This window comes from Rhizobium mayense, assembly GCF_030272705.1.
Classification (GTDB): Bacteria; Pseudomonadota; Alphaproteobacteria; order Rhizobiales; family Rhizobiaceae; genus Rhizobium; species Rhizobium mayense.
Genome location: NZ_JARFYM010000041.1, coordinates 22,961 through 45,110, shown reverse-complemented (window position 1 = coordinate 45,110; position 22,150 = coordinate 22,961). Strand labels below are relative to the sequence as shown.

Sequence of the window (22,150 nt, the reverse complement as noted above, 5' to 3'; positions counted from 1 at the left end):
ATCAACAAGGACGAAGAGGCGCCGATCTTCCAGATCGCCGACTACGGCCTCGTCGCCGACCTCTTCGAGGCACTGCCGGAACTCGAAAAGGCGCTGTGATCGCGCTATTTGGTCTCTTTCGCAGTTGCGAGAGACTGGAAAATCGTCCTTTATGGGGCTATCAATCTTGCCGGGCTGGAAAGAGTCCGGCAAATTTATGACGAAAAGCATGGCGCGCCACCAAGAACGCGCCGCCGGGGAGTTGGCAATGAGTTCGCTGAAGACGATCGGTATTATCGGCGCAGGCCAGATGGGCTGCGGTATTGCCCACGTGTCTGCCATGGCCGGTTACAAGGTTCACATCTATGATCTGTCGCAGGATCGTATCGAAAGCGGCCTCGCGACCATAAACGGCAACCTTGCCCGCCAGGTTGCTTCCGGCAAGACCAGCGACGAGGACCGCAAGGCGGCGCTGTCGCGCATCACCGGTTCGGCCGATCTTAACGACCTCGCCCATGTCGACCTCGCCATCGAGGCCGCGACAGAGGACGAAAGCGTCAAGCGCAAAATCTACGCTCAGGTCTGTCCCGTCCTGAAGCCCGAGGCGATACTCGCCACCAACACGTCGTCGCTGTCGATCACGCGGCTCGCATCCGCGACCGACCGGCCGGAGCGCTTCATGGGTATTCACTTCATGAACCCGGTGCCGGTGATGAAGCTGGTCGAGCTGGTGCGCGGCATCGCCACCGAGGAATCGACCTTCTCCGCCGCCAAGGAATTCGTCACCTCGCTGGAAAAGACGATCACGGTGGCTGAAGACTTCCCGGCCTTCATCGTCAACCGCATCCTGCTGCCGATGATCAACGAGGCGATCTATACGCTCTATGAAGGCGTTGGCACCGTCGATGCCATCGACACCGCGATGCGGTTGGGTGCCAACCACCCGATGGGCCCGCTGCAGCTCGCTGATTTCATCGGCCTCGACACCTGCCTGTCGATCATGCAGGTGCTGCATGACGGTCTGGCGGATTCGAAATACCGCCCCTGCCCGCTGCTGGTGAAATACGTGGAAGCAGGCTGGCTCGGCCGCAAATCCGGCCGAGGTTTCTATGACTATCGCGGCGAAACACCTGTTCCGACCCGCTGATCTTTTCGGCAGGCTTGGGGCCGACCCTAATCCTTCGAGGCTTCGGCCTTTGGCCTGCGCACCTCAGGATGAGGTCGGGGGCAAGCTATGCGGTCGGGCGCAGATGATTAGCCCTCATGGTGAGCCGGTACCTGTCTCAGAGCTTATTCGATAGCGCGCGGGCTGCCGAAACCGATGCTCGGAACTCGTTCGCTCGCCGCTCCAGAAGCAGCTCAAACGCCTGTTTGATCCTCTTCACGTGCGGCGTCTTATACTCGAAGCGCTCATTATGAAGGTGGATCAGCATCGAGGCGTTGGCCTCGAAAATTACCACCCTACCCTCGGAATCCAGCGAGCAATCGATTCCAAAATAATCAAGACCGATCTGGCGGCGGATGGCATCGAGGGCCGCCATGCCGTCTGGCCCGAAGACGCTGCTGGGGTCGTTAAGAAAAGCCTCTTCCTCCTTGCGCATCCATTCGACATCCGCCATGCGTGTCGTTACGTGATGCACCTTCCAGCCATCACCGATGGCCAGGTGATACGGAAGTATCTCATCTCCGATGAAGACGAAGCGGTACTTGCGAAAAAGCCCATCGGGTGAGCTGTAGTCGATGAAATCCGTCAGATAGAGAGCCTGATCTCCGGCCTCCTCGGCAAAGCTCAGCAGGGCGTCGGCATCCGCCACCAGCTCCATCATATCGCCGCCATGCTTGCCCGTATGACGCACGATCAACGGAAAGGCACCGGTATCGCCAGCGCGCACCCGGCGACGCAGATCCTTAGCCTCGATACGAATCGTCGCCGGCATGACCGCATTCGCAACGCCGCTCAGGCGCCGCGAGATCGATTCGCGATCCGTCGCGAGCATCAGCCGCGGGTGATTGACGACCGGCCTTTGCAAGGAATCGGCGACATCAATGGCGGATGCCATCACATCGAGCCCAAAGTCGGTTTCCGAAACGAGATTGACGACGACATCAACCCGCTCGCTGCGGACACTCGGGTCATTGCGATAGCCACGGAGGATGAAAATCACCTCCGTGTCGAAGCAACTGTCTCTGATGAGGTCCTCATAGGGGGTGTTGCCAGCCTCGGGTGAGAAGAGCAGCAGCACTCGAAACCTTGCGGGCTTCTTCGCCGTCGGATAGTTGCGGACCACCCCCATCTCGGCGACCGCCAGAAAACAAATATGCGCAGCCTCTGGATTGCCGAGCCTGAGCTCGAACTTTCCGCAAAGCATCAGCGCTTCGCGGTCCGTCGGCTCGACACGCAGCGCCCGTTGAGCCGCAGCCAGACCCTCGCGCCAGCGCCCAGTCGCCTCCAGCGCTTGCGCCTTGTTGCAGAGGCAACGAAAATCCTCGGGAAAGCGCGACAATCCTCTGTCATAGGCTGCTATTGCCCTGTCGAAATCGCCGGATTTCTGGAGAGTATCTCCGAGCTGCGACCACGATGTCGCATCCTCGGGCGACTCATGGCAATTGCGCAAAGCGTCTTGTATGGCGTCCGGCACATTGCGCAGCGACTCGATGACCTGGCTGCGCTTGGATAGAGCCTGGCTGTAGTCGCCCTTGAGAGTGATTGCCCGCTCGAGACTCGAAAGCGCTTCGACCGATCGCCCAAGCTCCTGAAGGATGCCCCCCTGATGGTACCAGGCGGCCGCGTCGTCCGGCTGCGCGGCAACCACATTTTCGTAGCACCGCAGCGCCCGTGCAAAATCGCCGGCGTTTTGACATGCCATGCCAAGGCCGGACATCGCCTGAGCGTAATCAGGCTTCAGGCCGAGCGCCGTTTCGAACCACAAGATAGCATCCTGCGGCCTGTCGACATTCAGCAGCAAAAAACCCAGCGTGTTGCATGCTATCGGTTCACGGCTGACAAGCTCGCCAGCCGACAGGAACATATGGATAGCATCCTCGTAACGACCGGCACCCATCAAGGCCGCAGCCTGGACCAGGATGGAGGGAAGCGCTGATGCATCGGGCAGAGCATAGGCTGGCGACTGGGTCATCTGGATCGATTTTCAAAGAGAGAATCGGCTGGGCGATTATTCTAGCCTCTCACCTCAGCCTTGCCCGAGGATGACCTAATTATCAGTTCCGAATCTCATGACTCACGCAGGCGGCCTTACAGCGCGATCGCAGCCCTGATCAGCTTCTTCGCATCGTCGCTGTCCCATACGGCTGGACCGTTCATGGCCGAAACGAGGCAACCCTTGTTGTCGATCAGCAACGTCACCGGCAGACCGAAGGCAAGCCCTTGCTTCTTGAGTGCATTGAAGACACCCATGGAGTTGTCGCGATAATAGCCGAGCGTGTCGATGCCGTGATCCGCACGGAATGCCTTCGGCTTTTCGTCGTCGCCGGTGTCGATATTGACGGCAACGACCTCGAATTTGTCGTTGCCCATGCTCTTCTGCAGCGCATTCAGCGCCGGCATTTCTTCACGGCAAGGCACGCACCATGTCGCCCAGAGGTTCAGCAGCAGCGTCTTGCCGGCGAAATTGCTGAGCGCCAGCGGCTGTCCGTCGGCACCCTTGAAGGAAACATCCTGCAGCGAGACCGGCGCCTGCGGCGCAGCCATTGCGGCGACCTGTCCCTTGGTAAAGGGTGTCAGAGCGGCAGCACGATCCTTTGCCGTCGCGCACTGTCCGGACGAGGCCATTTCACCGACGCCATTGCCATACCCCGCCTCCTTCACGTATACCGCTGCCGCACCGGCGACGATCCCGGCGACGGCGGCAAGTAGAACGAGTTTCACGGACGGCAGACCGAACGGCTTCTTTGCTGTCATTACATTCTCCAGGTAGGCATCTCATGGCTGACGGCACGGACACCAAATCCTCCAATCAGATGTGGGGCGGACGTTTCGCCTCCGGCCCCGCGGCAATCATGGAGGAGATAAATGCATCGATCGGTTTCGACAAGAAGCTGTTTGCACAGGATATCCGCGGCTCGATCGCCCATGCCGCCATGCTCGCTCATCAAGGCATTATTTCGACCGAGGATAAAGACAAGATCGTTCACGGCCTGAACACGATCCTGTCAGAAATCGAAGCTGGCAATTTCGAATTTTCCCGCCGCCTCGAAGACATCCACATGAATGTCGAAGCGCGGCTCGCGACCCTGATCGGCCCTGCGGCCGGAAGGCTGCACACGGCCCGTTCGCGCAACGATCAGGTCGCGCTCGATTTCCGCCTCTGGGTCAAGGAAGAGCTGCAGAAATGCGAGCAGGCGCTGACCGATCTGATCGCAGCTTTCCTCGACCGCGCAGAAGAGCACGCCGAAACCGTCATGCCTGGCTTCACCCATCTGCAGACGGCTCAACCCGTCACCTTCGGTCATCATTGTATGGCCTATGTCGAAATGTTCGGCCGCGACCGCTCGCGCGTGCGCCATGCCATCGAGCACATGGACGAATCTCCGATCGGCGCCGCCGCGCTCGCCGGTACCGGCTTCCCGATTGACCGTCACATGACGGCCAAGGCGCTCGGCTTCCGCGAGCCGACCCGCAACTCGATCGATACTGTTTCCGATCGCGATTTCGCCATCGAATTCCTGTCGATCGCCGCGATCGCCGGCATGCATCTGTCGCGGCTGGCCGAAGAGATCGTTATCTGGTCGACGCCGCAGTTCGGCTTCGTGCGCCTCTCCGACGCTTTCTCGACCGGCTCCTCCATCATGCCGCAGAAGAAGAACCCGGATGCCGCCGAGCTGGTGCGCGCCAAGACGGGCCGCATCAACGGCTCGCTGGTGGCACTGCTGACCATCATGAAGGGTCTGCCGCTCGCCTATTCCAAGGACATGCAGGAAGACAAGGAACAGGTCTTCGACGCCGCTGAGAGCCTGGAACTGGCAGTCGCCGCCATGACCGGCATGGTGCGCGACATGACGATCAATACGGCCCGCATGAGGGCCGCTGCCGGCTCCGGCTATTCGACAGCCACCGATCTCGCCGATTGGCTGGTGCGCGAAGCGGGCCTGCCCTTCCGTGACGCCCATCACGTCACCGGCCGCGCCGTCGCGCTTGCCGAGAGCAAATCCTGCGATCTCGCCGAACTGTCGCTCGAAGAACTACAGGCGATCAATCCGGCGATCACGGCCAAGATCTTCGACGTCCTGACGGTCGAGGCCTCGGTCGCCAGCCGCAAGAGTTACGGCGGTACGGCGCCGTCGGAAGTGCGCAAGCAGATCGCCTTCTGGCGCGCCCGCAACTGAGTAAATTGCGCAAAACACAATCAAACAATCAGGGTGCACAAGCCCCGGAAACTTCGCTATGAAGGACTGCTTCCGCGTTTGCCGCCCAAGAGGATTTCGATGCAGATCAACATGCCGCACATCATCCGCCTGACCGTCGTGCTTTCGGTCATCGGCCTTGCCGTCGTCGGATGTGGCCGCAAAGGCGAACTCGATCCGCCAAGTGCAGCGGCGACCAAGGGCGGCGACGTCAACAAGCCGACCAAACAGCCAGGCACCGAGGACAAGAAGTTCTTCCTCGATCCGCTTCTCTAAACAGGCATCGACCGTGAACCATTTTCAGTATCGCGACGGCATTCTCTACGCCGAGGACGTGCCGGTTCCCGAAATCGCCAAGGCTGTCGGCACGCCCTTCTACGTCTATTCGACGGCAACCCTCGAGCGCCATTACCGTGTCTTCTCCGAAGCCTTCGGCGATGTCGACGCCATGGTCTGCTATGCGATGAAGGCCAATTCCAACCAGGCGGTTCTGAAGACGCTCGGCCGGCTCGGCGCTGGCGTCGATGTCGTTTCCGTCGGCGAACTGCACCGCGCCTTGGCGGCCGGCATCCCCGCGAGCCGCATCATGTTCTCCGGCGTCGGCAAGACCGCGCAGGAGATGGACGTGGCGCTTGAAGCCGGCATCTACTGCTTCAACGTCGAATCCGAGCCGGAACTGGAAGTGCTGAACCAGCGCGCTATCCGCGCTGGCGAGATCGCTCCTGTCTCCTTCCGCATCAATCCGGATGTCGATGCCCGCACGCACGCGAAGATTTCGACCGGCAAGAAGGAAAACAAGTTCGGCATTTCCTGGGAGCGTGCCCGCGCCGTCTATGGTCGCGCCGCCAGCCTGCCGGGCATCAAGGTGACCGGCATCGACATGCATATCGGCAGCCAGATCACCGAGCTGCAGCCCTTCGAGGATGCCTTCAAGCTGTTGCGCGATCTCGTCGAGACGCTGCGCGGCGACGGCCATGATATTCATCACGTCGATATCGGTGGCGGCCTCGGCATTCCCTACCGCGACGATAACAACCCGCCGCCGCTGCCGGACGCCTACGCCCATATCGTCAAGAACCAGTTGCGCGGTCTGAACTGCAAGATCGTCACCGAACCCGGACGCCTGATCGTGGGCAATGCCGGTATCCTGGTGACCGAAGTGATCTATGTGAAGGACGGAGGCCATAAGACCTTCGTCATCGTCGACGCCGCCATGAACGACCTGATCCGACCGACGCTTTACGAAGCCTATCACGAAATTCGCGCGGTGGAGATCACCGCTGCCAATGCCCCGCGCATCAAGGCCGATGTCGTCGGCCCGGTCTGCGAGACCGGCGATTATTTGGCCCTCGACCGCGAAATGGCGATGCCGAAGCCGGGCGATCTCCTGGCCATCAGCTCCGGCGGCGCATACGGTGCGGTGCAGGCCGGCACGTATAACAGCCGGCTTTTGGTGCCTGAGGTGTTGGTCAAGGGCGGCGATTTCCACGTCATTCGTCCGCGCAAGACCTATGAAGAGCTGATCGGTCTCGATTCGATTCCGGCCTGGCTCGACGCATAATTTTCGGCTGTCGGAACCGATTATCAGATGGAATTTGTCGATCACGCCCCTCCAACCGGCTTGATCACGTTTCGGCGAAATCCGATGAAAAACTGGCCTTGCCCTCGTCTTCGCCACAAAGAATGTTATCTTCTTATGACACGTGGCCCATTGGGCGCCGTGATTGCGGGCGCATTAGGCGCCCTATGATCTCCAACTGGCAGTTAGCCATCAACATCAGATCGGGGAGAAAACCGGACCGATGACCAGCCCCAGCAGTCCAAAGAAGGGCGCTTTTGCTACCCGTCCGGCGCTGGCGCGACTGGTTGCGGTCAAGCGTCTCTTTGCGCGGCTGGTATTAGTCTCGGAACAGCTCTTGCCCCTGCTGCTGCTGCCGCTTTCCATCCTTGCCCTTTTTGTCTCGGCTGCCTGGTTCGGCATTTTCCGCATCGCGCCGGATGCGCTGCGCTATATCCTGCTTGCCGCTTTCGCTGTTGCCTTCGCCGCCTCCATCTTCCCTTTCCGCCGCCTGCGCTGGCCAATGATTGGCGAAGCCGACCGGATGCTGGAGGAGCGCAATGGCCTCGCCCACCAGCCGGTCACCGTGCAGGAAGATGAGCCGTCTGTCGACACGCCCTTTGGCCGGGCGCTGTGGCGAGAGCATCAGACCCGCATGGCGGCACGCATCGCGGCCCTGGACGCTGGCTTGCCGCGCCCCGACATTGCCCGTTACGACCGTTTCGCGCTGCGCACCATCCCGGCGCTGCTCCTGGTGACGGCTTTCAGTTTCTCCATGTCCAACAGCGGCGGCTCGCTGAGCGATGCCTTCACCGCCCCGGCCGTGACGTCGAGCAATCCGGACGTGCGCGTCGATGCCTGGGTAACGCCGCCTTACTACACCGGCGAGGCGCCGGTCTACCTAACGGGCAGTGCTGCAAACACGGGCGATAGCGTCAACGTACCGCAATTCTCCGAGCTCACAGTGCGTGTCACGGGCGGCGCCTCGACGGATGAAAAAGTACTGTTCCAGGCCGCGGGCGGCGACACCGGCGCCGAGATCCCTGAGCAAGCCGCGGATGCCAACAAGCAGCCGCCGGCGAACGGCAATGCCGCCCCGCCCGCCGCCGTGCAGCCTGTCTCCGCTACCGGCGCCGCTTCGGCTGGCGCCGACGCGATGATTGCCCGCACGCATGTGCTGAAACTCGACAAAGGCGGCAAACTGACCGTCAACGGCAAGTCCTGGTCTTTCAAAGTGGTCACCGACAAGCCGCCGGAAATAGCCTTCGACGGCATTCCGCACGCACTGCCCAACGGCGCGCTCGAAATCGGCTTCAAAGTCAAGGATGACTACGGCGTCGAGGAAGCCCACGCCGAAATCGTGCCTGTCGAGACCGATCCCCAGGCCACGCCGCTTTACGGTTTGCCAGAATACAAGCTGGAGACTTCGCGCCGCGACCGCCGCAACGGCAAGGGGCTAGCAAACCACGACCTGACACAGGACCCGCTTGCCGGCCAGCAGGTACGCATCAGCCTCGTTGCACGCGACGGCGCCGGCCAGACGGGGCGCAGCGCGCCCTATGAAATGACCCTGCCCTCGCGCAATTTCAGCCAGCCTCTTGCCGCAGCCGTTGCCGAAGAACGCCAGGTTTTCGCGCTGGACACCCGCAAGATGCCGGAGGCGATCGAACTCAATCAATCGCTGACTATCCGGCCGGATGAAACGATCCCTGATCTCGGCAACTACCTGCTGATCCAATCTGCGCTGACACGCATGAAGCTCGCCAGCGGCGAAGTCGCTCTGAAGGATACTGCCGACTACCTCTGGCAGATCGCGCTCGGCATGGAAGACGCGCAACTGACCGATGCGGAGAAGGCCCTGCGCGATGCGCAGCAGAAGCTCTCCGACGCCCTCCAGCGCAATGCGCCCGACGCGGAAATCAAGAAGCTGATGGACGAGCTGCGCAAGGCGATGAACAACTATATGAAAGAGCTCGCCGAGCGCATGAAGAACATGCCGGTGCAGCCAAACCAGAGGTCTGCCAACATCCTGCGCCAGCAGGACCTGCAGCGGATGATGGACCAGATCGAAAATCTGGCCCGCACCGGCAACCGCCAGGCGGCGCAGCAGATGCTGTCCGAGCTGCAGCAGATGATGAACAGCCTCCAGGCCGGCCGGCCTCAACGTGGCCAGAACCAGCAGCAGAACGAAGCCAACGACAAGATGCGCCAGCAGATGGATAAGCTCGGCAATATCCTGCGCGACCAGCAGAAGCTGATGGAGCAGACCTTCAAGCTGGACCAGGCCATGCGCGACCGCATGCAGCGCGGCGATCCCAACGAGGATGGCGACGACGCGCTGAACCAGCCCATGCCTCCTGGCCTGAACGATCCGACACAGCCGGACATGGGGCAGCAGGATCGGCAGCAAGGCCAAAACCAGCAGAGCCAGAATCAGCAAGGTCAGAACCAGCAAGGTCAACAACAAGGCCAAAAGCAGCAGGGCGACAATCAGACGGACAACATGACCGCCGATCAGCTGCGCGATGCGCTGAAACAATTGCGCCAGCAGCAGGATGAGCTCGGCAAGCAGCTCGGCGAACTGCAAAAGAACCTAGGCTCCATGGGCATGAAGCCGAATCAGAATTACGGCAAGGCTCAACAGGAAATGAAGGGCGCCTCCGGCGACCTCGCCCAAGGCAATGGCGAAAGCGCCGTTCAGGACCAGGGGCGCGCGATCGACGCGCTGCGCAAGGGCACGCGCGATATGATGAACCAGCTGATGGCGCAGATGCAGCAACAGGGTCAAGGCCAGGGCCAGGGTCAGCAGCAGGGGCAAGTCGGCCAAGGCAATCAGAACGGCCGTGATCCGCTGGGACGCGAACGCAATGGCGATCCCTTCGGCGAAGCCAACGAGAATAAAATCCCGGACATCATCAATCCGCAGCGCGCTCGCGAAATCCTTGACGCCATCCGCGAACGCCTGAGCAACAACCCGTCCCTATCCGAAGAACGGCGCTATCTGGAGCGCCTGCTGGATACTGGGCAGTAAAAGCCCATACCGCCTCCGCCCATCCGGCGAAGGCTCCTTCCTGCCATTTGCGATCAGGCAGCCAGCGCCCGGGCAACCGCCTTGCGGATGTCCGGCAGCGCGAAGGGCTTGGCGACGACATCGACGATCTTTTCCATTAGGTCGTCGGCGCGTTCGCGCTGCTCGGCATAGCCGGTCATCAGCAGGATTTTCATACCGGGGCAGGTGGAGGCCGCCTGATGCGCAAGCTCGATGCCGTCCATGACCGGCATGCGAATGTCGGAGAGCAGCAGGTCGTAGGACCCCAGTTTCAATTTTTCCAGACCCTCGGCGCCATCGGCCGCCTCTTCGGTCTCGTGGCCGTCCAAGCGCAGTGCGCGGGCGACAAAAGTGCGAAGAGAATCTTCGTCTTCGGTAATCAGAATTTTTGCCATGGTCTTGCTCCGTGGTCCGTCATGTTCCGCGACCGAAATCACCAGAATTCCGTTTGCGATCGGTAAACGACGGCGGTGCGATCCGGCTCCGTGGTTAATGAGTCGTCATCGCTGGAGCAAATTGGGACAGCCTGCTCGGGCATTGAACTGTCCCAAAACCGGCTGATTTTTTTGGAAGCGGATGCCTCAGGCGTCCCCGGTCACGACGCCCACGAAGGGCAGCTCACGGAAGGCATAAGCGACGTCCATGCCGTAGCCGACGACGAAATAGTCGGGGCATTCGAAGCCGACATAATCGGCCTCCAGTTCTTCCTTGCGCTTGACGCTCTTGTCGAGCAACACCGCGAGCGAGACGTTGCGGGCGCCACGCTCATAGAGCAATTCCTTGGCGAAACGCAGCGTGCGGCCCGATTCCAGAATGTCGTCGATCAGCAGCACGTCGCGATCCTTTACGTCGCTGTCGATGTCCTTGACGATGCGTACGCCCTGGGAGACCGTGCCAGCGCCGTAGCTCGACAGCGTAATGAACTCGACTTCCGGCGCCAGCCCCGTCTCATGCAGTGCGCGCAGCAGGTCGGCAGCGAAAATGAAGGAACCCTTGAGGATAGCGATGACGAGGAGATCCTTCGTCGGCCCGCTGGCAATTTCCTTCGCCATGGCACGATTGCGCTCGGCGATCTGCTCGGCGGTGAAAAGCGGCTCGATATTTTTCCCGCGTACGACAGGCATTGAATGCATGCTCCATGGCTATTGCGGCACTTGTCCGCCGATCAAGCTTTAGCCCGTAGCACAATCATGAAGGCCGACACACCCCCTAAGGCATGAAGGAAAGGCGAACATCCGGCATTTTTCCACCGGGATGCTGTAATCGCGTGGAAAATCCGCGACTTTCATGCGGTCCGATGCGATTCACCGGTGGATTCATCACAACAGTCGTCAGCAATAGACCACCGGAGAAGATATCCGCGCGGACAGGTGGCACGGAGAGCGTGGCGCCGGTCTGGTTCTCGATGATGCCGTTGACGGTAAGTACCTTCATGCCGTTTTCGTCGTGTGGTGTCAGCGTCACATGAGAGAACTGCAGCGGCTCTGCCGTTGCCTGTGCCTGTGTGCCCGTCAGCCCCGAGAAGCCGCCGGCAAGGCCGAAGACCAGGATGGCGAGAGCAGCAATGAGTGCGACGAAGCTGCGGCGCGAGGCCTGCTGCAGCCAGCCTTCGGCGAGGCGCAGGCCGACGAGCGCATGAAGGAGAGCGCCTTTGGCAGCCGGCGGCGACGGCCGCTGTCCGGATCGAGAAGCCCCCTCGCCGGCAATGTTGGTCGCGGCACTCCTGATGCGGCTGGGGATGACCGTCACGAACTCGGCATCCACAACATCCGGCTTCGGCCCGAGGCGGCGTGATAGTGTCGAACCCAACCCGCGCTCGGGCGGCAGCAGGTCATAGATCAATCCCGCCTGTTGCTGGCGGTGGCGAAAAGCGCCCATGACGACCTCCCTTTCCGGTGATCCACATGGTTTCACGCCCACCTGAATTCTGGGCATTGAAACGAATCCTGCCCAGTCGTAAATTTTATTAGTTAATGCTTCGCAAAGATCGCCATGAATCGGGCGCCTTTCCAGCAAAATTTACCGGCTGTTAACGCCGTTGGTTAACAAGTCACCTGATTGAACACTGCGGAAGACTGGACACCCGTGATTCATTTTGAGAACGTCGGTTTGCGCTATGGTATGGGTCCGGAAATCCTCCGCGACCTGACCTTCGACATTCCGAAGAAATCGTTCCAGTTCCTGACAGGCCCCTCGGGCGCCGGCAAGACGACGTTGCTTCGACTGCTCTTCATGTCGCTGCAGCCGACCCGCGGACTGATCCGCATGTTCGACCGCGAGATTTCTTCGATCCCGCGCAACGAGCTGCCGCTGCTGCGCCGCCGCGTCGGCATCGTCTTCCAGGATTTCCGGCTGCTGGAACATCTCACGACTTACGAAAACGTCGCCCTGCCGCTCCGCGTACGTGGCAAGGAGGAAAGTTCCTATCGCACCGACGTATTGGAACTGTTGAAATGGGTCGGCCTCGGCGAACGCATCAACGTACTGCCGCCGGTGCTGTCCGGCGGCGAGAAGCAGCGTGCGGCCATTGCCCGCGCGCTGATCGACCGCCCGGAGATCCTGCTTGCCGACGAACCGACCGGCAATGTCGATCCGCCAATGGCCAGACGACTGCTCAACCTGTTCCTCGAACTCAATCGCCTCGGCACGGCCGTCGTCATTGCCACGCACGATCTCACCCTCATGGATCAGATCGAAGCGCGGCGCATGATTTTATCGGGAGGGCATCTCGATATCTATGACTGAGCCCACCCCCCGCAGGAGAGCCCCAAACACCAGGGCAACCAACAACAAGGAAAGGCCCGTCGCACCTCCGCCGGAGAGGAGGCGGCCGGAGATGCGCGTGCGCCCGACCGGGCCGATCGTGCCTTCCTCCAACATCCAGGGTAACGCGCTGATCGTGGTCATCGCCATCATGGCTTTCCTGGCGTGCCTGACGCTCGGCGCCGTCAGCATGGTGCGTTCGACAGCGGCAAGCTGGGAAAGCCAGATTTCCCGCGAGATCACCATACAGATCAAGCCGGATGACAATCTCGATATGGACAAGGCGCTCGCCAGCGCCCGCGACATCGCGCTCGGTTTCGTCGGCACCAAAAGCGGCCAGATCGTCGACGAGGCGGCGACGGCTCGCCTGCTCGAACCCTGGCTTGGCGCCGGCCTAGACCTCAAGGAACTGCCCGTCCCGCGCCTGGTAATCATCACCATCGACGAGACGCATCCCCCCGATTTCGAGGCGATGCGCAACCTTCTCAAGGATCAGATTCCGCAGGCGTCGCTGGATGACCACCGCACCTGGGTCGATCGACTGGTCTCGATGGCGCACACCACCGTCCTCATCGGCACCGGTGTCCTGCTGCTGGTCTTCACGGCCATGGTGCTGACCGTGGTTTTCGCCACGCGCGGCGCGCTCTCCGGCAACCGCCACATCGTCGAAGTACTGCACTTCGTCGGCGCCGAGAGCACCTTCGTCGCCACGGAATTCCAGAAGCATTTCCTGAAGATCAGCCTGAAGGGGTCGGCCGCGGGCAGCGCACTTGCCGCGCTTTTCTTCGCGAGCGCCGGCTTTCTGCAAAGCCGCACGATCGCCACGCCGCAGACCGACCAGGCGACGGCCCTGTTCGGCACATTCTCGGTCGGCGCACTCGGCTATCTCGGCATTCTCGCCACCATGATCATCATCGCCCTGCTCACCACGGTCACGGCGCGTTTCACCGTCATGCGCACCATCTACGAGATCGATTTGATCCGCTCCGACCCAGGGAGGACCGAAAGTGTGCAGAACTGACGCTGCGGCAACGATTTTTTGCGATTTGATGGCCCGTTCCTTGCCGCAATTTGCGGATAATGACGAATCATGAGCATGGAGATGACGACTCGCAAGACCGTGAGTTCGCAGACGCTGCAGGAGCAGGAGCGCTCTCGCAGCGAGAGACCTGTCCGGCGCAGTGTTTTCCGTCGCTTCCTCCGCTGGGGCGGCTTCGCCTTTATCATTCTCGTCGCCGTCGTTTTCGGCGGCTTCCTGCATTTCGCCGATTCGATCACCACCCTGAAACCGCCAGCAGAACCGAAGGCGGATGCCATCGTTGTGCTCACCGGCGGCTATCAGCGCATCGACCAGGCCGTGGAACTCCTGCGCACCGGCGCCGGCAATCGATTGTTGATCTCGGGTGTGCATCCAACCACCACGCCGTCGCAAATCCGCAAGCTGACCCAAAGTCCTGTCAGTCTCTTCAATTGCTGCGTCGATATCGGCTATGATGCCATCGACACGATCGGCAACGCCCGTGAGGCTGCGAAGTGGATCCACGCCAGGGGTTACAAGAGCATATTGGTGGTGACCAACAACTATCACATGCCGCGCAGCCTGGCTGAGCTGAAATATGTCGATCCGGCCACGGAATTCATTCCCTATCCGGTGGTCAATTCCGATCTCAAGACCACGAACTGGTTTACCGATCCCAATGCGCTGCGCACCATGGTCTCCGAATACGTCAAGGTTCTTCTGGCCGGCGCCCGCAATCTCACGGGCCTGGGACGCCCGCTCGGCCTGCGCTCTCGCGAACCGGGCGATGATCCGAGCTGAGATATCCGACAGCGTGCAGACTGACTTTTTATTGACAGCGTAATCGTGTAGGCAAAGCTTCGAATGCTGGCGAAAACCGGCGTGTTGGGAAGGCCTTGATGATTACCTTGCGTTCGATCCTGTTCAATACGATCTTCTATGCGAACCTGATCATTCGCATGATCGTGCTCACACCCATCTATTTCCTGATGCCGCGCAAGGCCGCCTACGCGATCCCCAAAGCCTGGGCGAAATCCAGCGTCTGGCTGATGAAGACAATTGTCGGCACAACCTGCGAAATCGAGGGCCTGGAGAATATTCCCGCCGGCAGCTACATCTTCGCGCCGAAGCATCAATCCTTCTGGGATACCTTCGCGCTGCTGCCCTATCTCGACGATCCCGTCTATATCCTCAAGCGGGAGCTGATGTGGATTCCGCTGTTCGGCTGGTATGCCAAGAAACAGCGCATGATCCCGGTCGACCGCAGCGCCCGCGGCAAAGTGATGTTCGATGTCTTGAAGCGCACACGCGAAGAGCTTGCCACCGGCCGGCAGCTGATCATCTATCCCGAGGGCACCCGCCGTCCGCCGGGTGCCGAGCCGGTCTACAAATACGGCATCGCCCGCATGTATCGCGATCTGAACATCCCTGTTGTCGCGGTGGCCATGCACCCCGGTCTCTTCTGGCCGCGTCGCACCTTCCGCAAATATCCCGGCCATTTCAAAGTGCGCATCCTGCCGCCGATCCCGCCGGGCCTGGACCCGGACGCTTTCTTTGCGCGATTGATCGAAGAGACGGAAAAGGCAAGCGACGAACTGCTGGTCGAAACCATCGCCAACAATCCGCATCTGCCGGTCCCGCCCACGGCGGCGCAGCGCCTGGCTGACATCGCCAAGGCGAAGGTGGCGGCCGCGGTTTAAGACGCTTTCCGCATCCGCTCGATCTCGCCCGCCACCTGCTCAAGCCATTGATCGCGAATCTTCATTTCGCGCAGATGCGCCAGCGTGTTGAAGACATAGGCGTCGTTTGGCCCGGATTGGCCGATGGCCGATTCGACGATGTGGGCCGCCTCCATGGCATCGAGCGCGCCGGCATATTGCTGATGGTTGCGGTCGACGATATAGGCGACGGCGGTCACCCTCCGGCCGTCCGCAAGGCGGATCGGCAGCGTCTTTTCCAGATAGACCTTGGTGACGAGCTCTCGTTCGCGCAGATAGGCCAGCACCTCATCCCGCTCGGCCGCAGCGATGCTGAACGCCATGCCGCGGCAGGAGCCGCCGAGGTCGAGGCCAAGCACCAGACCGGGGCTTGCCTCCGAGCCACGATGGACCCAGGAATGGACGCAAAGGGAGCGGCGATAGCCGAAAATCAGCGCCTCTGCTTTTTCAACATAGCTAAACCCCGGATTCCACATGAGCGATCCGTAGCCAAACACCCAAAATTCGTCCATATCCAACGCCAAATCACTGTGAACACATCGGTTCAACCATTGGAGAACAACATGGCAGCGTCAAGCCAGAGCGTGACGTCAGGCAGAGGCAAACGCATGTGGCTCATCGGGCTGGGCCTAATCGTGGTCCTCGCTGCGCTTTATACCGGCGGCTGGTTTTATGCGACCACTCTGGTGAAGGCCAACGTGCTGAAGGCGCTCGGCCAGCAAAACGCCGCCGGCATCTCGGGCGAATGCGCCGACATGGGTTTCAGCGGCTTTCCCTTCGCGATTGGCCTCTCCTGCGCCAAGGTGACGATCGACGATCATGTGAAGGGCGTTTCCGCCTCCTTCGACAACCTCCATGCGTCAGCGCCGGTCTATCTGCCGAACCATATCGGATGGAACCTGAAATCGCCGGCGGAATTCCGCACCGCGCAGGGTCTGACGGTGTCGGCCGAATGGACTGACCTGCAATCGAATCTCGTTGCCAAGGGCCGCGGCGTCTCGCAGAGCGAGACCGTCATCGAGGGGCTGAAGGCCAGCATCCTCTCCTCCTTCACCGGCCAGAGCGCCGACGTGACCGCCGCCCGCACCGAAATGCACGCGCGCCAGAACGGCGACGACCTGGATGTTGCGATCGGCATTCAAAACGCCAATGCAGTCATCAAGGATTTTCCGCAGACGCTGCCGACGGCGTCGACAAGTGCCGATATCACCTTGACCGGCAAGGCCGGCTTGCTCGACGGCACCGACGGACATGGCCTCTACGGCACTGCCGGCGTTCTCCGTCAGGTGGTGATCGATATCGGCGACGGCCGCACCATGACCCTCTCCGGCCCCTTCAATTTCGACGATCAGGGCTTTCTGTCCGGCAAATTTAGGCTGGAAATCAATCAGATCGGGCCATGGGGCGACAGCTTGAAGGCAACGATCCCGGCGGCCAAAAACATGATCGAGACTGCCACGAAGCTCCTGAAATCGCTTGCAGCCGGCGGCGACAAGGTCTCCGTCGATCTCACCGCCGATCGCGGCCGCCTATCCCTGAGCGGCTTCATCCCGCTCGGCAAGATTCCGCCGATCTGAAAATCAACGCCTTCGCCCGTGCGAGGAGAAGGTGGTTGATGCTTACTTCTTCACATCCAGTGCGTGACGGCCGAAATCCGCGGCGTCGACGTCCTGGCCGGCTTCGACAATCGAGCGGCGAATGGCGCGGGTGCGGGTGAAGAGATCGAAGATCTTGTCACCCTCGCCCCAGCGGATGGCGCGCTGCAAATAGGCGAGGTCTTCCGAGAAACGCGCCAGCATCTCCAGAATGGCATCGCGATTGTGCAGGCAGACATCGCGCCACATGGTCGGGTCGGAAGCGGCGAGACGGGTGAAGTCACGGAAGCCGGAGGCGGAATATTTGATCACTTCCGATTTCGTCACCGTCTCTAGATCATCAGCTGTGCCGACGATGTTATAGGCGATGAGATGCGGCAGGTGCGAGACGATCGCCAGCACCTTGTCGTGATGGGCGGCATCCATTTCGTCGACACGCGAACCGAGCGTTTCCCAGAAATGGCGAAGCCTCTTGATTGCCTGTTCATCCGTGCCGGGAATCGGCGTGAAGATACACCAGCGGCCCTCGAACAGCCCTGCAAAACCGGCGTCAGGCCCGGACCTTTCCGTGCCTGCAATGGGATGGCCGGGAATGAAATGCACGTTGCCTGGCATATGCGGCTGCATCTGCGCGATGACGGAGGCCTTGGTCGAGCCGACATCCGTGACGATGGCCCCGGGCTTCAGATGCGCGGCGATTTCCGCGGCAACGCTTCCCGAAGCGCCGACAGGCACCGAGACGACGACGAGATCGGCATCCTTGACCGCCTCGGCTGACGACGGCGTATAACGGTCGCCGAGCTTGAGTTCCTCGGCGCGCTTCAGCGTTTCCGCGCTACGCGTCGAGATCACGACTTCCTTGGCGAGGCCGAGGCGCTTGATATCATGGGCGATCGACGAACCGATCAGGCCGATGCCGATCAGCGCGATACGGTCGAACTGAATGCTGCTCATGCGTTGGGTCCCATAAATTCGGTGAGCGCGTCGATGACGCCCAGATTGGCCTCTTCCGTGCCGATGCTCATGCGCAGCGAATTCGGGAAACCGTAAGCACGCACAGCCCGCAGGATATAACCGCGGCTGGTCAGGAACTCGTCGGCATCGGCGGCCCGCTTGCCATCAGTTTCGGGAAAGTGGACGAGCACGAAATTGGCGACCGACGGCGTCACCTCGAGGCCGAGCGCTTCGAAAGCTCTCGTCACCTTCTCGATCCACAGGATATTGTGCGCAACCGCCTGTGCAATGAAGGCCTGATCGCGCATCGCGGCGGCACCAGCGGCAATGGCGGCGCCATTCATGTTGAACGGCATGCGGACACGGCTCAGCGCATCGACGATATCGACCGGCCCGTACATCCAGCCGACACGCAACGCCGCCAGCCCGTAAATCTTCGAGAAAGTGCGGGTCATGATGACATTGGAATTCGAGGAGACGAGCTCGAGGCCGGCCTCATAGTCGTTGCGGCGGACATATTCGGCATAGGCCGCATCGAGCACGAGGATGACATGCTTCGGCAGACCCGCCTGCAGACGACGGATTTCGCTGACCGGCACATAGGTGCCTGTCGGATTCGCCGGATTGGCGATGAGGACGATCTTGGTCTTGTCGGTAACGGCGGCGAGGATTGCGTCGACATCGACCGTGCGGTCCTTCTCCTTCACCGTAATCGGCGTCGCACCTGCGGCCATGATCTGGATCTTGTAGATCAGGAAGCCGTGTTCGGTGACGATGCCTTCATCGCCGGCGGCGAGGTAGACATGGCAGAGCAGGGCGAGCAGCTCGTCGGAACCATTGCCGCAGAGGATATTGGCGGTGTTCAGGCCATGAACGTCGGCGATCGCCTGGCGCAGCTCCCTGGCCTGCCCATCCGGATATCGCTCCAGGTGCTCACCGGCAGCGCGGAAAGCCTCGATAGCCTTGGGGCTTGCGCCGAATGGCGTCTCGTTCGAGGAGAGCTTGAACACCCGCGCTACGCCCGGCGCATGTTCCTTACCCGGCACATAGGCGGCGATATCGAGAATGCCGGGGCGCGGGACAGGCTTGCTCTTTTCCATGCTCATGGGATCGACCTTGGGAAAGGCCGGAAAATTCCGGCTTTAGACATCCCCTGGGCATTAATGCGGATTGACGAATTTGTCGAGTGTTTGACAGTCACCCGTCCAACTGCACACTGTCGCGCGTCGTCGGGATGCCGCGCGGCGCCAATACCGGCACGAAGACGCGGCGCGAGGCGCGCACGGCGACCGGCAGGCCCTGATAAAGCCGCTTCTGCGCCTCGACGATGATGACACCGGAAAAAGCCGGCCAGAGGGTACGCCCGACCCGCTCGAAAGCGCGTCTGAGGCGCAAGACGGCGCGCAGCTTTGAGGGCGGAAAGAACAGCGCTTCCGCCGTCGCCCCTGGCGTGAAATTGGTCTCGCGCAGCAGCGAGGTGAGCTGCCCGCGCGAATAGGGGCGACCGGAGCCGAACGGCGTGTGCTCCATGCGCGCCCACACGCCCCTACGGTTCGGCACGACGATGACGAGCCGGCCGCCGGGCGCCAGCACCCGCCAAAGCTCCTTCAGCGTCTCGCGCGGGCTCTCGGCGAATTCAAGCGAATGCACCATCAGCACCCGGTCGATGGAACTATCCGGCAGCGGCAATTCCTCATCGAAGATCAGCGCCGTCGACGATACCGAATCCACCGGCCAATTCACGGCGCCTTGCCCCGCCGGCATGAAGGCGAAGGTGCGCTCGGTATCGGCGCGGAAACGATCAAGATAAGGAACGGCATAGCCGAGGCCGACAAGACGTTCTTCCGGCAGCCGCGACCAGATCGAAGAAAGCGCCATGGCGATAGACTGTTCCGCCAAGCGCCCAAGCTCGGAATGATAGAATTGACGGAGATCGACGATATCGGCGTGCATCGCCATAAATGTTATCAGCCGGCCGTTGGACTTCAAGGCCGAACCGCCTACATTCCGAGTCAACCGCATCGATAAGGACTATTTCGACCATGAAACCCCTGGAATTAGAGGTATTTATCTGTCGCTCCGACAATTTTGGCGTACTCGTCCATGACCCCGAAAGCGGCTATACAGCGTCGGTCGACGCTCCGGAGGCGGGGCCCATTCTGGCAGCCGCCGAACGCCGCGGCTGGACGATCACCCACATCCTCACCACCCATCATCACACCGATCATGTCGAGGGCAATCTGGCGCTGAAGGAGCAGTTCGGCTGCGAGATCATCGGTCCGATCAACGAAGCTGTCGCCATTCCCGGCCTCGACCGCGCCCATGGCGACGGCGACACCTTCGAGTTCGGCAATCACACCGTCAATGTCATCGAGACACCAGGCCATACGGCCGGCCATATCTGTTACCACTTCGTCGACGACAAGCTGCTTTTTGCCGCCGACACACTTTTTGCACTCGGCTGCGGCCGGCTGTTCGAACGGCCGGCGGCGGACATGTGGGCGTCCCTGCAGAAGCTTGCCGTATTGCCGGACGAGACGGCCATCTATTTCGGCCACGAATATACGCTCTCCAACGCCCGCTTCGCCGTGACCATTGATCCCGGCAATGAGAGGCTGAAAGCGCGCGCCGCCGACATCGAGGCACTAAGAGCCGAAGGCAAATTCACCATCCCGACGACGCTCGCGCTGGAGAAGGAAACCAATCCCTTCCTGCGCGCCGCCGATCCGTCGATCCGCAGGAATCTGCTGATGGAAAGCCGCAGCAACGAGGAAGTTTTTGCCGAAATCCGCAAGCGCAAGGACAATTTCTGATGCAGCCGAAAGAAATCATCGAGGCACTTTCCATGCAGCCGCATCCGGAAGGCGGCTGGTATGTGCAGACATTCCGCGACGAGCACGGCGGCGCACGCGGCCACTCGACCGCGATCTATTACCTGCTGGAAGCCGGCCAGCGCTCGCATTGGCACCGGGTGCGCGATGCGGCAGAGGTCTGGCACTACTATGCCGGCGCACCTCTGGCGCTGCGCCGTTCCGCTGACGGCAAGACGAGCGAGACAATCGTTCTCGGCACCAACCTCGCAAAAGGCGAGCGTCCCCAGGCAATCATTCCCGCAGACTGGTGGCAGGCGGCCGAAAGCCTTGGCCAATTTACGCTCGTTGGCTGCACGGTCGCGCCCGGCTTTGAGTTTTCGAGCTTCGAAATGGCCGCGCCCGACTGGAAACCAACCGCCTGAGCCGCCGAAAGCCTATTCCGCCGCTTCCGCCTGCGCCGCTCCACCGCCATCGCGGCGCAGGATCATCCGATGCGCCGCCAGCACGGCGCCGCCGGTCACCAGAAGGCAGGCAAGCGCAATGCCCCAGCTGGGTTCGGCGAAGCCGAAGACGGTCAGTATCAACGTCGAGAGCAGCGGCGCGGCATAGCTGGCAGCGCCGAGAATCTGGATATCACCGTTCTTGACGCCATAATCCCAGGCGTAGAAGGCAGCCCCCACCGGAAAAAGGCCGAGCCCGAGGACCGCGATCCATTGCGATGTCGTCTCCGGCCAGATCGTATTCTCCAGCCCGAGATGGCAGACCAGCGAGAGGGCTGAGGTCGCTAGACAGAATACGGTGACGACATCGGTCGACACCGCTTCGAACCGGCGCGTAATCAGCGAATAGCCGGACCAGGTGAAAGCACAGAGGAAAGCCGCGCCATAACCGACGGCATAAGCTCCCTCGAAGTGAAAGCCGTTGCGCCCGACGATCAGCACCGTGCCGGCAAGCCCCATCAGCGCGCCGACGATGTGGTACCAGCGCAGGCGCTCGCCCGGCAAAAGCGCCGAACCGACGACGATCAGCAATGGCCAGAGATAGGCGATCAATCCCGCCTCGACCGCCGGCGCATGACGCAGGGCGGTAAAATAGAGAAAATGATAGCCGAACAGTCCGGCAATCCCCGTGATCCAGACCTTGGCCGGCTGACGCAGCAACCGCACGCGCTCTGGCCTCGATGCGAGAACAACGATGCCGGGGATGCTGCCAATGGCGAAACAGATGGCGAGCAATTGAAACGGCGGCATCTTACCCGACGCCACCGTCAACAACGCTAGAAACGACCACATCACGATGGCCGCAAACCCCGTTAGTGTTGCGCGAAACTTCAAGCTGGCCC

General features: G+C 61.1%; 22 protein-coding genes and 1 pseudogene. 13 read left to right on the top strand and 10 right to left on the bottom strand.

Features of this window, described 5'->3' with window-relative positions; all coding sequences use genetic code 11:
- A pseudogene (locus PY649_RS30625) lies at positions 1-99 on the top strand (electron transfer flavoprotein subunit alpha/FixB family protein); the annotation flags it as partial.
- Positions 100-247: 148 nt separating this feature from the next.
- Complete coding sequence (locus PY649_RS30620) at positions 248-1,126, top strand: 3-hydroxybutyryl-CoA dehydrogenase (RefSeq protein ID WP_285872661.1); 879 nt, start codon at positions 248-250, stop codon at positions 1,124-1,126.
- A gap of 136 nt (positions 1,127-1,262) precedes the next feature.
- On the opposite strand, the gene PY649_RS30615 is transcribed toward PY649_RS30620, so the two are convergent.
- Both PY649_RS30615 and tlpA read right to left on the bottom strand, forming a co-directional pair.
- On the bottom strand, positions 1,263-3,116 hold the full coding sequence (locus PY649_RS30615; protein WP_285872660.1) for a tetratricopeptide repeat protein: 1,854 nt from the start codon (positions 3,114-3,116) through the stop codon (positions 1,263-1,265).
- 116 nt (positions 3,117-3,232) lie between these two features.
- A complete protein-coding gene (gene tlpA / locus PY649_RS30610; RefSeq protein WP_285872659.1) occupies positions 3,233-3,898 on the bottom strand; it encodes a thiol:disulfide interchange protein TlpA in 666 nt (221 codons plus the stop codon).
- Between the two features lie 23 nt (positions 3,899-3,921).
- Between tlpA and argH the strand changes: the two genes are divergently transcribed.
- The 4 genes from argH to PY649_RS30590 all read left to right on the top strand — a co-directional run bounded on the left by argH (position 3,922) and on the right by PY649_RS30590 (position 9,929).
- Positions 3,922-5,322 (top strand): argininosuccinate lyase, encoded by a 1,401-nt coding sequence (gene argH, locus PY649_RS30605; protein ID WP_285872658.1) that lies wholly within the window; start codon positions 3,922-3,924, stop codon positions 5,320-5,322.
- A gap of 99 nt (positions 5,323-5,421) precedes the next feature.
- Positions 5,422-5,616, top strand: coding sequence for an LPS translocon maturation chaperone LptM (gene lptM, locus PY649_RS30600; RefSeq protein WP_285872657.1), 195 nt, complete (start codon positions 5,422-5,424; stop codon positions 5,614-5,616).
- A 13-nt stretch (positions 5,617-5,629) separates the two neighbouring features.
- Positions 5,630-6,901 (top strand): diaminopimelate decarboxylase, encoded by a 1,272-nt coding sequence (gene lysA, locus PY649_RS30595; RefSeq protein WP_285872656.1) that lies wholly within the window; start codon positions 5,630-5,632, stop codon positions 6,899-6,901.
- Positions 6,902-7,142: 241 nt separating this feature from the next.
- Positions 7,143-9,929 (top strand): TIGR02302 family protein, encoded by a 2,787-nt coding sequence (locus PY649_RS30590; RefSeq protein ID WP_285872655.1) that lies wholly within the window; start codon positions 7,143-7,145, stop codon positions 9,927-9,929.
- A 53-nt stretch (positions 9,930-9,982) separates the two neighbouring features.
- Here PY649_RS30590 and PY649_RS30585 read toward each other — a convergent pair whose 3' ends face one another.
- The 3 genes from PY649_RS30585 to PY649_RS30575 all read right to left on the bottom strand — a co-directional run bounded on the left by PY649_RS30585 (position 9,983) and on the right by PY649_RS30575 (position 11,825).
- On the bottom strand, positions 9,983-10,342 hold the full coding sequence (locus PY649_RS30585; RefSeq protein WP_285872654.1) for a response regulator: 360 nt from the start codon (positions 10,340-10,342) through the stop codon (positions 9,983-9,985).
- 186 nt (positions 10,343-10,528) lie between these two features.
- Complete coding sequence (gene hpt, locus PY649_RS30580; protein ID WP_285872653.1) at positions 10,529-11,071, bottom strand: hypoxanthine phosphoribosyltransferase; 543 nt, start codon at positions 11,069-11,071, stop codon at positions 10,529-10,531.
- 85 nt (positions 11,072-11,156) lie between these two features.
- Positions 11,157-11,825, bottom strand: coding sequence for a hypothetical protein (locus PY649_RS30575; protein ID WP_285872652.1), 669 nt, complete (start codon positions 11,823-11,825; stop codon positions 11,157-11,159).
- Between the two features lie 207 nt (positions 11,826-12,032).
- On the opposite strand from PY649_RS30575, the gene ftsE reads away from it, so the two are divergent.
- The 4 genes from ftsE to PY649_RS30555 all read left to right on the top strand — a co-directional run bounded on the left by ftsE (position 12,033) and on the right by PY649_RS30555 (position 15,428).
- Positions 12,033-12,692, top strand: coding sequence for a cell division ATP-binding protein FtsE (ftsE, locus tag PY649_RS30570; protein ID WP_028754819.1), 660 nt, complete (start codon positions 12,033-12,035; stop codon positions 12,690-12,692).
- Positions 12,685-13,731: a cell division protein FtsX gene (locus tag PY649_RS30565; protein WP_432761437.1), complete on the top strand. Its 1,047-nt coding sequence runs from the start codon at positions 12,685-12,687 to the stop codon at positions 13,729-13,731. Before ftsE ends, PY649_RS30565 begins: the two co-directional genes overlap by 8 nt.
- Positions 13,732-13,812: 81 nt before the next feature.
- Entirely contained in the window at positions 13,813-14,529 is a 717-nt protein-coding gene (locus PY649_RS30560) for a YdcF family protein (protein ID WP_432761436.1), read from the top strand.
- Between the two features lie 98 nt (positions 14,530-14,627).
- Complete coding sequence (locus PY649_RS30555; RefSeq protein ID WP_285872648.1) at positions 14,628-15,428, top strand: lysophospholipid acyltransferase family protein; 801 nt, start codon at positions 14,628-14,630, stop codon at positions 15,426-15,428.
- Here PY649_RS30555 and PY649_RS30550 read toward each other — a convergent pair.
- Complete coding sequence (locus tag PY649_RS30550; RefSeq protein ID WP_285872647.1) at positions 15,425-15,958, bottom strand: gamma-glutamylcyclotransferase; 534 nt, start codon at positions 15,956-15,958, stop codon at positions 15,425-15,427. The two genes, PY649_RS30555 and PY649_RS30550, sit on opposite strands and share 4 nt — an antisense overlap.
- A gap of 51 nt (positions 15,959-16,009) precedes the next feature.
- Between PY649_RS30550 and PY649_RS30545 the strand changes: the two genes are divergently transcribed.
- Positions 16,010-17,023: a DUF2125 domain-containing protein gene (locus PY649_RS30545; RefSeq protein ID WP_285872645.1), complete on the top strand. Its 1,014-nt coding sequence runs from the start codon at positions 16,010-16,012 to the stop codon at positions 17,021-17,023.
- 42 nt (positions 17,024-17,065) lie between these two features.
- Here the strand turns inward: PY649_RS30545 and PY649_RS30540 are convergent, their stop codons facing one another.
- From PY649_RS30540 to PY649_RS30530, 3 genes are all read right to left on the bottom strand, one after another.
- Positions 17,066-17,995 (bottom strand): prephenate/arogenate dehydrogenase family protein, encoded by a 930-nt coding sequence (locus tag PY649_RS30540; protein WP_285872643.1) that lies wholly within the window; start codon positions 17,993-17,995, stop codon positions 17,066-17,068.
- A complete protein-coding gene (gene hisC / locus PY649_RS30535; protein WP_285872642.1) occupies positions 17,992-19,101 on the bottom strand; it encodes a histidinol-phosphate transaminase in 1,110 nt (369 codons plus the stop codon). The genes PY649_RS30540 and hisC overlap by 4 nt, the downstream gene beginning before the upstream one ends.
- A 91-nt stretch (positions 19,102-19,192) precedes the next feature.
- Positions 19,193-19,984, bottom strand: coding sequence for a class I SAM-dependent methyltransferase (locus PY649_RS30530; RefSeq protein ID WP_285872641.1), 792 nt, complete (start codon positions 19,982-19,984; stop codon positions 19,193-19,195).
- A 53-nt stretch (positions 19,985-20,037) separates the two neighbouring features.
- Here PY649_RS30530 and gloB point away from each other — a divergent pair, with 53 nt between their 5' ends.
- Together gloB and PY649_RS30520 are read left to right on the top strand one after the other, a co-directional pair.
- Positions 20,038-20,808 (top strand): hydroxyacylglutathione hydrolase, encoded by a 771-nt coding sequence (gene gloB, locus PY649_RS30525; protein ID WP_285872640.1) that lies wholly within the window; start codon positions 20,038-20,040, stop codon positions 20,806-20,808.
- Positions 20,808-21,230 (top strand): cupin domain-containing protein, encoded by a 423-nt coding sequence (locus PY649_RS30520; RefSeq protein WP_285872639.1) that lies wholly within the window; start codon positions 20,808-20,810, stop codon positions 21,228-21,230. The genes gloB and PY649_RS30520 overlap by 1 nt, the downstream gene beginning before the upstream one ends.
- 12 nt (positions 21,231-21,242) lie before the next feature.
- Here PY649_RS30520 and yddG read toward each other — a convergent pair whose 3' ends face one another.
- Positions 21,243-22,142 carry an aromatic amino acid exporter YddG gene (gene yddG, locus PY649_RS30515; RefSeq protein WP_285872638.1) on the bottom strand — a complete coding sequence of 300 codons (900 nt, stop codon included), beginning with the start codon at positions 22,140-22,142 and terminating at the stop codon, positions 21,243-21,245.
- Between the last annotated feature and the right edge of the window lie 8 nt (positions 22,143-22,150).